We start from the raw sequence: 10,346 nt of genomic DNA on the forward strand, positions 1-10,346 counted from the left end.
CGGCAAGGCTGGCCGGTGCCGCGCCCGTCCCGTCGAGTTCGGCCAGCACCCTGGCCCGGTCGGCCTGCAGCGTGTTGACCCTGAGGTCGAGCGGCGGGCGGGTGGCGAGTGCCGATCCTTCCGCGACCCAGGCCGCGCCGAAAGCCAGCTCGAACAGCGGCACGCACCATTCGGGAATATCGGCGCGCACCGCATCCGGCGCGTCGCCCGGCCGGCGGTCGGCAACCGCCTTGAGCTCGGTGTCGCTCAACAGCGGCGGCGCGAACTTGTCGCCTTCGAGGGCGTCGTTCAGCGACTGCGCCGTCTGCCCCCATTCGAGCAGAAGCGCGCCGAAGCCGATGGCGCGCGGCGTGTCCTCGCCGAGCAGCCATCCGGCGGAACGCTTGCGGCGCAGCGCGTCGTAGACGATGTTGCCGATCGCGGCGCGGTCACCGCCGCCGGCGAAGCGATGCGACAGGCCCCAGTCGCGCAGTGCATCGGCCACCGGCCGATGACGCCGACCAATGTCCTCCAGCACTTCGATGGCCGCCGCCAGCCTTCCGCCCAATCGCATTCTCTTGTCTTCCGTTTTCCGAGCAAATTAATTCCGCCCTGCTCTTAGAGCCTTTCATTCCCGATTTGAACCAACTCAATTTGCCGGCGGCCGGAGCAATCCCGGCGGAGGCTGCGAGTTCTCGACAAACCGGGCATCCGCCAGCGCGAACGGAACAATTCATCCAATATATGAAAGCTCTCTAATGGGCGCGACTGGCGGGCACAAGCATGCCGTGTGGAGCAAGTGCTCTGCTTTCCAAGGTTTCAGGTTGCGAATACTCTTTTGGCTGTGATTCGCGACGCAGGAAAAGCGGATTTGCGGATCGATACGAGGAGAGGGCAATGAAGACTTATCTTGCGGAAGTTCTAGGCACTTTTCTGTTGGTGTTCATCGGCACGGCTTCTGTGGTCACGGGCGGCTTTGGCGGCGCGCTGCCGCTCGGCCAGGAAGGCATCGGCCTGGCGTTCGGCATCGGCCTCATCGCGGCGGCCTATGCGATCGGGCCGATCTCGGGCGCGCATCTCAATCCGGCGGTGACGCTTGGCGCCTTCCTCGCCGGCCGGCTGCCGGCAAAGGATGTCGTTCCCTACTGGATCGCGCAGATCGTCGGCGCCATCATCGCCTCGCTGGCGCTGTGGATCATCGTCTCCGGCCAGGTCGGCGGCCACACCGGCGGCTTCGGCGCCAATGGCTGGGACGAGGCGAAATGGGGCGTCAGCTCGGCCTTCCTGTGGGAGCTGATCGGTACCTTCACCTTCGTCACCGTGATCCTCGGCGTCACCGCGCAAAACCACAGCACGACCTTCGCCGGGCTGGTCATCGGCCTGACGCTGGCCGGGCTGCACTTCGCCATCATCCCGGTCACCGGCACCTCGCTCAATCCGGCCCGCTCGATCGGACCGGCGCTGTTTTCGGGCAGTGCTGCGCTCAGCCAGCTGTGGCTGTTCATCGTCGCGCCGCTGATCGGCGGCGCCATCGCCGGCGTCGTCGCCAAGGCGCGCATCTTCGAAAAGGAGTGATTTTCGAAGCCTGAGGAAAAAAAGGCGCGGGGCTGGCCCCGCGCCTTTTCTTTGCGGTGAATGCTTGGCGTCAGGCGATCTCGAAGCGGTCGAGGTTCATCACCTTCACCCACGCCTTGACGAAATCCTTGACGAACTTCTCCTTGGCGTCGCCCGAAGCGTAGACCTCGGCCAGCGCGCGCAGTTGCGCGTGCGAGCCGAAGATCAGGTCGGCGCGGGTGCCGGTCCACTTGACAGCCTTGGTCTTGCGGTCGCGCGCTTCATACACGCCGTCTGAGCCCGAGGCCGGATCCCAGATCGTCGCCATGCTGAGCAGGTTGACGAAGAAGTCGTTGGTCAGGGTGCCCGGCCGGTCGGTGAACACGCCGTGCTTCGACTTGCCGGTGTTGGCGCCAAGCACGCGCAGGCCGCCGACCAGCACCGTCAATTCGGGCGCCGTCAGCGTCAAAAGCTGCGCCCGGTCGACCAGCAGCGCCTCGACCGAGAGCACCTGCTTGCCCCTGGCATAGTTGCGGAAACCATCGGCGACCGGCTCGAGCGCGGCGAAGGAGACTATGTCGGTCTGTTCCTGCGAGGCATCGGTGCGGCCCGGCGTGAACGGCACCTTCACGTCATGGCCACCGTCCTTCGCCGCCTTCTCGACGGCGGCGACGCCGCCGAGCACGATCAGATCGGCGAGCGAGACTTTTTTCCCGCCGGCATTGAACTCGGCCTGGACGGCCTCGAGCTTCGCCAGCACTTTCGCCAGTTCGGCCGGCTGGTTGACCTCCCAGTCCTTCTGCGGCTCAAGGCGGATGCGGCCGCCGTTGGCGCCACCGCGCTTGTCGGAACCGCGGAAGGTCGAGGCCGACGCCCAGGCTATCGAGACCAGCTCGGAGACCGACAGGCCGGAGGCCAGGATCTTCGCCTTCAGCGCGGCGATATCCTGTTCGCCCACCAGTTCGTGGTCGATCGCCGGGATCGGATCCTGCCAGATCAGCTCTTCCTTCGGCACGAGCGGGCCGAGATATCGCACGACCGGACCCATGTCGCGGTGGGTCAGCTTGAACCAGGCGCGGGCGAAGGCATCGGCGAATTGCTCGGGATGCTGGTGGAAGCGCCGCGAGATCTTCTCATATGCAGGGTCGAAGCGCAGCGAAAGGTCGGTGGTGAGCATGGCCGGGGCATGGCGCTTCGACGAATTGTGCGCGTCCGGAACGGTGCCGGCGCCGGCGCCGCCTTTCGGCGTCCACTGGTTTGCACCCGCCGGGCTCTTCGTCAGCTCCCATTCGTAGTTGAACAAATTGTCGAAGAAGTTGTTGCTCCACTTGGTCGGCGTCGTGGTCCAGGTGACCTCCAGGCCGGAGGTGATGGCGTCGCCGGCAATGCCGGTGGCATGCTTGCTCGACCAGCCGAGACCCTGTGCTTCGATGCCGGCGCCTTCCGGCTCGGCGCCCACCAGCGCCGCATCGCCGGCGCCGTGCGTCTTGCCGAAGGTGTGGCCGCCGGCGATCAGCGCCACGGTCTCCTCGTCGTTCATTGCCATGCGGCGGAAGGTCTCGCGGATGTCGCGCGCCGCGGCGAGCGGATCCGGCTTGCCGTTCGGTCCTTCCGGATTGACGTAGATCAGGCCCATCTGCACGGCGCCAAGATGGCCGCTGAGTTCACGATCGCCGGAGTAACGCTCGTCACCCAGCCACTTGGCCTCGGAACCCCAATTCACGTCCTGCTCGGGCTCCCAGACGTCGGCACGGCCACCGGCGAAGCCGAAGGTCTTGAAGCCCATCGATTCCAGCGCGACGTTGCCGGCGAGGATCATCAGGTCGGCCCAGGAGATCCTGCGGCCATACTTCTGCTTGACCGGCCAGAGCAGGCGGCGCGCCTTGTCGAGATTGGCGTTGTCCGGCCAGCTGTTGAGCGGCGCGAAACGCTGCTGGCCGGCGCCGGCGCCGCCGCGGCCGTCGCCAATGCGATAGGTGCCGGCGCTGTGCCAGGCCATGCGGATGAACAGCGGCCCGTAATGGCCGAAGTCGGCCGGCCACCAGTCCTGCGAATCCGTCATCACCTGATGCAGGTCCTTGACCACCGCATCGAGATCGAGGCTCTTGAATTCCTTGGCGTAGTCGAAGCCTTCGCCCATCGGGTCCGAGAGGCTCGACTGCTGGTGAAGAACGCCGAGGTCGAGCTGGTTCGGCCACCAGTCACGATTGGTCCTGCCGGCGGATCCATGCGGCACGGGGCATTTGCCCGCGCTGTTGTCGTCGGTTTTCGCGTCCATCTTACTCTCCGATTTTTACCGAGATTTGATTTTTCACCAGGGGCGGCCAGCGGCCGCGCCAATCTGGAACGATTCCAGACTAGGCCGGCGAGTTGATAAAGACAAATTGCCTTTCCTGTTTTTTCCGATAGGATTTTCTTATGATTGGCCTCACCGTGCGGCAGATGCAATATTTCGACGCGCTGGCGCAGACGCTGCATTTCGGCCGCGCCGCCAAGCTCGCCGGCGTCAGCCAGCCGGCGCTGTCCTCCCAGATCGCGGAGATGGAGCAGCGGCTGAGCTGCCGTCTGTTCGAGCGCGGCGGCAAGACGGTGCGGATGACCGACGAGGCGCTGGCCTTGCAGCCACGCATCGAGCGCATCCTCGCCGATATCCGTGACGTCGAGACGACGGCGCGGCGCGGCCGCCCCGCAATGGAAGGACGCTTCCGGCTAGGGATCATCCCGACAGTCGCGCCCTATCTGCTGCCGCATGCGTTGCCGGAACTGAGGCGGCATTTCCCGGTCTTGCAGCTCGAACTGCGGGAGGCGGTGACGGCGTCGCTGGTCGACGACACTGCCTCCGGGCGGCTCGACGCGTTCATCGCCGCTCTGCCGCTCGACCATCCCGGCCTGGTCAGCGAAGAGCTCTTCCCCGACCGTTTCTTCCTTGCGGTGCCGTCAGGCGATCCGGCCTTCGCCTCGCCACCGGTGCCGCCGGAAAGCCCGGCGCTGGAAAGGCTGATGCTCCTGGAGGAAGGCCACTGCCTGCGCGAGCAGGCGCTGGCCGTCTGCGGCAATGTGCGGCCGGTGGCGATGGCGAGCTACGGCGCCACCAGCCTGACGACCCTCTTGCAGATGGTGGCGCATGGATTGGGCGTGACGCTGGTCCCGGAAATGGCGATGCGGCCCGCCGGCACCATCCCCGACCTCAAGATCGTGCCGTTCCAGGAGCCGATGCCGCAGCGCATGATCTGCCTCGCCTGGCGCCGCAACAAGGCGCGGCACGACGAATGCGTGGAACTGGCGAAGATCATTCGCGGGCTGGATGCGGCGGTGCTGGCCGCGTGAGGGTGCGCCGACTACGCTGCCATCCCAGTTTCTCGGCAATTGCATAGCGCTTCAGAAAGGCCTGCGACCTGCTGGTTCTTACCAAAGCCTCTCACGGCACAAATATCAGAAACACATAGGTAAAAAACACCACGACATGCACCATGCCGGTCAGGAACGTGGTTCTCTCGGTGCTGAAGCTGATGCTGCACACGAAGAGCGCCAGGACCATAAGGACCGCGTCAGCCGCCGGGAGCCCCAGGGTCAGCCCTCGTCCGGTAAAAAGACTGGCTGCCGCGACCGCCGGTATCGTCAAGCCAATTGTGGCGCAGGCAGAGCCCATCGCGACATTCAGGCCGCGCTGCAGCTCGTTGTTGAGGGAAGCGCGAACCGCCGAAATCGCCTCCGGCATCAGAACCAGCCCCGCGATCAATGCCCCGACAATGCTGTCGGCCTGGGTCACCTCGTAGGCAACGAGCGTATCTTCGACACTCGCGGCGACCTGCTCGGCCAGCATGACAATTCCGATCAGCCCGACGAACAGCAGCAGGGCGCTGGCGTAGACGCCTTCATGGGGGGCGGTTCGGATCGAAACCTCGTGGGCCTGTGCTTCGATGAAGTCTTCCCGGTGGCGGACGGTCTGCGCGAACACAAAAGCCGCATAGAGCAGCACGGAAAGCACGCTGACAAAGCCGAGCTGAGCGGCTGAGAACGTGCCGGGATCGGTGGTCCGCGTGTAGGTCGGCAGAACAAGCGTCATGACGGTCAGCGCGACCAGAACCGCCAGATAGGCGGTGGTCCCCTGGCGAACGATCGCCTGCTTGCGATGACGCCAGCCGCCAAGCACGAGACAAGAGCCGACAACGCCGGTGGAGGTAATCATCACCGTCGAGAAGACGGACTCACGCGCAAGCGTCGGGTTGTTCTCTCCATGCAGCATCATCGACACGATGATCGACACCTCGATCGCCGTCACGGCAAAGGTCAGCACCAGCGTGCCGTAAGGCTCGCCGACCCGCCGGGCCACCGCCTCGGCATGCTCGAGCACCACAAAGATGGTGATGAACATGATCGCGCTCGAAAGCGCTCCGACGAGGATCCTGACGCCCGGTGACCCTACGTCCACGGAGAGCCCGCTGGCCCTGACCGCGACGGCCATCGCCAGGGCGGCCAACGGCATCGCGTAGGACGTTGCCGATCGTCCGAAACCTGTCATCCGAGCCCCTCCCCGAACGCCGCGCGTTTCCGCGAACTTAGCGGAAAAGCGCGGCGGGGGCACCTCTCACAGGCATCTTTGCCTGCCAAGCGCACCATTCAAAACACGATTGAGGACTGGGCACCGTTTTGCGCATCGAATGTCTCGATGGCCTTGCGAACCGCCCCACAAAATCGTTCCAGAAGTTCCAACTCGCTCCCCAGTCGACGGCGCAACGACAAGGGCACTTCCAGCTGTGCTCCTTTCCCCGTCAAGCCTCGGTTGACGATGTTCAAATCCTGGATACCTGGAAAGGGATGGTTGTCCTTTTGCGTCTGGAAGTCGGCGTCCTGCAGACGCCAGGCTATCTCCGAAACCAACGCGGCGTCCTTGCCGCCCAGGTAGACTGTCGAGGGATCGTCCCGATCCTGACGACCATGGATGGCGACGACCGTGGACTTGGTCCGCAACAGTTCCAGCGCGGTAGCCTCGTCAAAATTCCTGGATGTTATGTGCAGCTCTCGGTTGCTTTCCGGCATGAGCCCTTCAAAGCAATACATATCGAGCTCGCGCCCGGCTATCGTCTCGGTGATCAGGGAGGTGCGGGGCTCGATCTTGCCGCCATGCGGGGCCATGACGATCGCACTGCCGGTTCGCGCTCCGCGCCGGACGACTATGCGATAATCTATGTTTTCGGTTTTGGCGGCCTTCAGCGCCGCGAAATTCGGAAACTCGTTGTCCATAAATGCCGTTTCACGCCGTCTTCTGCACCACCAATCCCAGTTCCTCGATCATCGCGTCGCGCATCAGGAATTTCTGCGGCTTGCCGGTGACCGTCATCGGCAGTTCGGTGCGGAAGCGGATATAGCGCGGCACCTTGTAGTGTGCGATCTGGCCGGCGCAGAAGGCCTTGATCTCCTCCGCGGTGGCGATCTGGCCGGGCTTCAGCACGATCCAGGCGCACAGCTCCTCGCCATATTTGTCGTCGGGAATGCCGAACACCTGCACTTCCTTGACCTTGGGATGGCGGTAGAGGAATTCCTCGACCTCGCGCGGATAGACGTTCTCGCCGCCGCGGATGACCATGTCCTTGACCCGGCCGACGATGTTGCAATAGCCCTCGGCGTCGATGGTGGCGAGGTCGCCGGTGTGCATCCAGCCGTCGGCGTCGATCGCCTCGCGGGTCTTTTCCACGTCGTCCCAATAGCCCTTCATCACCGAATAGCCGCGCGTACAGAGCTCGCCCGGCGCACCGACCGCGACCGTGGCGCCGTCGGCATCGACGGCCTTGACCTCGACATGCGGCTGGATGCGGCCGACGGTGGAGACGCGCTTTTCCAGCGGATCGTCGACGCCGCTCTGGAAGGAGACCGGGCTGGTCTCGGTCATGCCGTAGGCGATGGTCACCTCAGACATATGCATCAGCGACACAACCTTCTTCATCACCTCGATCGGGCATGGCGAGCCGGCCATGATGCCGGTGCGCAGGCTGGAGAGGTCGAAGGACGAAAAATCCGCATGGTCGAGCATGGCGACGAACATGGTCGGCACGCCATAGAGGCCGGTGCAGCGTTCCTGCGCCACCGCCTTCAGCGTGGCGCCGACATCGAAGCCTTCGCCCGGGAACACCATGGTGGCGCCCTTGGTGACGCAGCCCATCGTGCCCATCGACATGCCGAAGCAGTGATAGAGCGGCACCGGGATGCAGAGCCGGTCGTCGACGGTGAGCTTGATCGCCGAGGTGACGAAATTGCCGTTGTTGACGATGTTCAAATGGGTGAGCGTGGCACCCTTCGGCGCGCCGGTCGTGCCTGAGGTGAACTGGATGTTGATCGCCTCGCCCGGCTTCAGCCCCTCGGAGATGCGGTCGAGGCTATCGTGCTCGTCGCGCCCGGCCATGGCAAGCACGTCACCGAAATTGAACATGCCGGGCGAATTGTCCTCGCCCATGCGGATGACGATCTTCAGCGCCGGGAGCTTCTTTGCCTTGAGCTTGCCGGGCTCGGCCTTGGCGATCTCGGGCGCCAGCGTCTCGATCATGCCGAGATAGTCCGACGTCTTGAAACTGGCGGCGGTGACCAGCGCCTTGCAGCCGACCTTGTTCAGCGCATATTCAAGCTCGGTCAGCCTGTAGGCCGGATTGATGTTGACCAGGATCAGGCCGATGCGCGCGGTGGCGAATTGCGTCACCAGCCATTCCCAGCGATTGGGCGACCAGATGCCGACGCGGTCGCCCTTTTCGAGGCCCAGTGCCAGGAATCCAGCGGCCAGCGCATCCACTGTGTCGGACAGCTCGCTCCAGGTGAAGCGCTTGTCCTGGCCGACGAAGACGGCGGCGTCGAGCGTGCCGTATTTGCTGACGGTGTCGGCAAACAGTTCCGGGATGGTCTTGTCGAGCAAGGGCACCGAATGGTCGCCCGAGACATGCGCCTTGCCATCGACCGGAGCAATGAAGGTGCCCCTTGCGCTGCGCCCGCGCAGATTGGTGGCGTTCATGAGCTCGTCGAGTTTGATCGCCATCGCCGTCTCCTCCCGGGATTAGCCGAGCCTATCAGTCGACGGCGGCGGTGGGAACTGGCCGATGGTATGGAGGGCAATCGCCTGAGGCTCGAATGCCCGTCACCGTGATTATGTTTCGATATGTTGGCGCTGCCCCTCGTTGTCCTGCCGGCATTTCTCCCCGTATGGTGACGGGGAGTAAGGGCGCGACGCCGAGGGGCGGCGCCGACCTCGGTTGCTATCCGTTCACTGACGCCATCTTCGCCGCTATGTCGCGCAAGACGGCTTGGTCCGCTGCTCCACGCGTCTTCCTCGACGCCACAAGGCACGCCTGCGATCGCAGCACGACGCCGTCGGCCAGCACCTTGAGGTGGTTGGCGCGCAACGTCGAGCCGGTGGTGGTGATGTCGACGATGACGTCGGCCAGCCCTTGCGCCGGCGCGCCCTCGGTGGCGCCCAGGCTCTCGACGATTCGGTAGACCTGGATACCGTGCTTTTGCGAGAAGAACTGCTGGGTGAGCCGCCAGTATTTGGTGGCGATCCTCAGCCGCCTGCCGTGGCGCTGGCGGAAGTCGGCGGCGACATCGTCGAGATCAGCCATGGTCTCGACGTCGAGCCAGATGTCGGGCACCGCCACCACGACGTCGGCATGGCCGAAGCCGAGGCGGGCAACGATCTCGGCGCGTGCTTCCCAGTCGGCCAGGTTTTCGCGCAGCAGGTCCTCGCCGGTGATGCCGAGATCGACCGAGCCCTGGCCGATCTCGCCGGCGATCTCGGAAGCCGACAGGAAGGCGACCTCGACGGCCTCCATGCCCTCGATGCGGGCGCGGTATTTGCGCTCGTCGCTGGGCAGGCTGACGGTGAGGCCGGCCTTGGCCAGCACGTCCAGCGCCTGCTCCTTCAGGCGGCCCTTCGACGGGAGCGCGAGCGTGATCATCTGGCCTTCTCCCGCAGCGCCTCGATGCGGTCGAGCCAGACCGAGAAGCCGACGCCGGGGATCGGCGTCTTCGCGCCGAGCAGCGTCAGCAGGCGGTCGTAGCGGCCACCGCCGGCCAGCGGCCTTTCCACGCGCTTGGCCGCGATCTCGAAGACGAGGCCGGTATAGTAGTCGAGCGGACGGCCGAAAGCGGCATCGTAGCGGATATCCGCCATTGGCAGGCCGTGCATCTCGATCGCCCTGGCGCGAGCGGCGAAATTGTCCAATGCCATGCCCAGGGAAAGGCCAGCGCCAGAGGCAAAGCTTTCCAGCGCCTGCGCCGCATTGTTCAGCGGCACGTCGATCGCCAGAAACCCTTTCAGCGCCGCGAACGCCTCGTTGGACAGCCTGACGCTGCGCAACTCAGCCTTCTCGATCAGCCGCCGCGCGATGTCGGAAGGCGAGCGGCCGGCCGATGCCGACAGGCCGGCTTCCTCCATGCCGCCGGCGATGTGCGCCGACAGGCCGTCGAGGTCGCCGTCGAGCACCAGCGCCGCGACCGGGCCGGAAAGCTGGCTGTTGCGCGGCGGGTTGGCGAGGTCGGCCAATGCCGCCTCCAGCATCGGCGCGGAGCCGAAGGCCCGTGCCAGCCGCATGCGCCAGCCGCGCGGCAAGCCAAGGGCTGCCAGCACCGCCTCGAAGACGGTCTGGTCGCCAAGCGTGACGGCCAGCCCCTGGCCTGGCAGCGCCAGCGTCAGCAGCGCGTGCGCGTCGGCCAGCGAGCGGGCGTCGGCAGCCGCCGTGTCGCGGTCGCCGAGATCCTCGATGCCGGCCTGGAAGAATTCATTGCCGCCCTCGCGGCGCTGGCGGAACACTTCGCCGAGATAGGAATAGCGG

At 65.1% G+C, this 10,346-nt stretch carries 8 protein-coding genes and 1 pseudogene; 2 read left to right on the plus strand and 7 right to left on the minus strand.

Annotated elements, in window-relative coordinates; all coding sequences use genetic code 11:
* Positions 1 to 553 (minus strand): annotated as a pseudogene (locus EN780_RS18510) (MFS transporter); the annotation flags it as partial.
* A gap of 323 nt (positions 554 to 876) precedes the next feature.
* Between EN780_RS18510 and EN780_RS18515 the strand changes: the two are divergent.
* Positions 877 to 1,554 carry an MIP family channel protein gene (locus EN780_RS18515; protein WP_128274940.1) on the plus strand — a complete coding sequence of 226 codons (678 nt, stop codon included), beginning with the start codon at positions 877 to 879 and terminating at the stop codon, positions 1,552 to 1,554.
* Positions 1,555 to 1,624: 70 nt separating this feature from the next.
* Here EN780_RS18515 and katG read toward each other — a convergent pair whose 3' ends face one another.
* Positions 1,625 to 3,811 carry a catalase/peroxidase HPI gene (katG, locus tag EN780_RS18520; RefSeq protein ID WP_128274941.1) on the minus strand — a complete coding sequence of 729 codons (2,187 nt, stop codon included), beginning with the start codon at positions 3,809 to 3,811 and terminating at the stop codon, positions 1,625 to 1,627.
* Positions 3,812 to 3,951: 140 nt separating this feature from the next.
* Between katG and EN780_RS18525 the strand changes: the two genes are divergently transcribed.
* Positions 3,952 to 4,860 (plus strand): hydrogen peroxide-inducible genes activator, encoded by a 909-nt coding sequence (locus EN780_RS18525; RefSeq protein WP_128274942.1) that lies wholly within the window; start codon positions 3,952 to 3,954, stop codon positions 4,858 to 4,860.
* Between the two features lie 91 nt (positions 4,861 to 4,951).
* Here the strand turns inward: EN780_RS18525 and EN780_RS18530 are convergent, their stop codons facing one another.
* The 5 genes from EN780_RS18530 to EN780_RS18550 form a co-directional block, all read right to left on the minus strand.
* Complete coding sequence (locus EN780_RS18530) at positions 4,952 to 6,055, minus strand: calcium:proton antiporter (protein WP_128274943.1); 1,104 nt, start codon at positions 6,053 to 6,055, stop codon at positions 4,952 to 4,954.
* A gap of 98 nt (positions 6,056 to 6,153) precedes the next feature.
* Positions 6,154 to 6,777 carry a poly-gamma-glutamate hydrolase family protein gene (locus EN780_RS18535; protein WP_128274944.1) on the minus strand — a complete coding sequence of 208 codons (624 nt, stop codon included), beginning with the start codon at positions 6,775 to 6,777 and terminating at the stop codon, positions 6,154 to 6,156.
* A gap of 10 nt (positions 6,778 to 6,787) precedes the next feature.
* Positions 6,788 to 8,554: an AMP-binding protein gene (locus EN780_RS18540; protein ID WP_128274945.1), complete on the minus strand. Its 1,767-nt coding sequence runs from the start codon at positions 8,552 to 8,554 to the stop codon at positions 6,788 to 6,790.
* 217 nt (positions 8,555 to 8,771) lie between these two features.
* Positions 8,772 to 9,470, minus strand: a complete 699-nt coding sequence (hisG, locus tag EN780_RS18545) for an ATP phosphoribosyltransferase (RefSeq protein WP_127285376.1) — start codon at positions 9,468 to 9,470, stop codon at positions 8,772 to 8,774.
* Positions 9,467 to 10,346, minus strand: an 880-nt coding sequence (locus EN780_RS18550) for an ATP phosphoribosyltransferase regulatory subunit (protein ID WP_128274946.1), incomplete at its 5' end; no start/stop codon positions are given. The genes hisG and EN780_RS18550, both read right to left, overlap by 4 nt.

Origin of the sequence: Mesorhizobium sp. M4B.F.Ca.ET.089.01.1.1, from assembly GCF_004022605.1 — a bacterium.
Classification (GTDB): domain Bacteria; phylum Pseudomonadota; class Alphaproteobacteria; order Rhizobiales; family Rhizobiaceae; genus Mesorhizobium; species Mesorhizobium abyssinicae.

Bases quoted from the DNA above. Each gene is read 5' to 3' on its own strand.
- EN780_RS18535 (WP_128274944.1), bottom strand. From the start codon at position 6,777: ATGGACAACGAGTTTCCGAATTTCGCGGCGCTGAAGGCCGCCAAAACC.
- katG (WP_128274941.1), bottom strand. From the start codon at position 3,811: ATGGACGCGAAAACCGACGACAACAGCGCGGGCAAATGCCCCGTGCCG.
- hisG (WP_127285376.1), bottom strand. From the start codon at position 9,470: ATGATCACGCTCGCGCTCCCGTCGAAGGGCCGCCTGAAGGAGCAGGCG.
- EN780_RS18530 (WP_128274943.1), bottom strand. From the start codon at position 6,055: ATGACAGGTTTCGGACGATCGGCAACGTCCTACGCGATGCCGTTGGCC.
- EN780_RS18515 (WP_128274940.1), top strand. From the start codon at position 877: ATGAAGACTTATCTTGCGGAAGTTCTAGGCACTTTTCTGTTGGTGTTC.
- EN780_RS18525 (WP_128274942.1), top strand. From the start codon at position 3,952: ATGATTGGCCTCACCGTGCGGCAGATGCAATATTTCGACGCGCTGGCG.
- EN780_RS18540 (WP_128274945.1), bottom strand. From the start codon at position 8,554: ATGGCGATCAAACTCGACGAGCTCATGAACGCCACCAATCTGCGCGGG.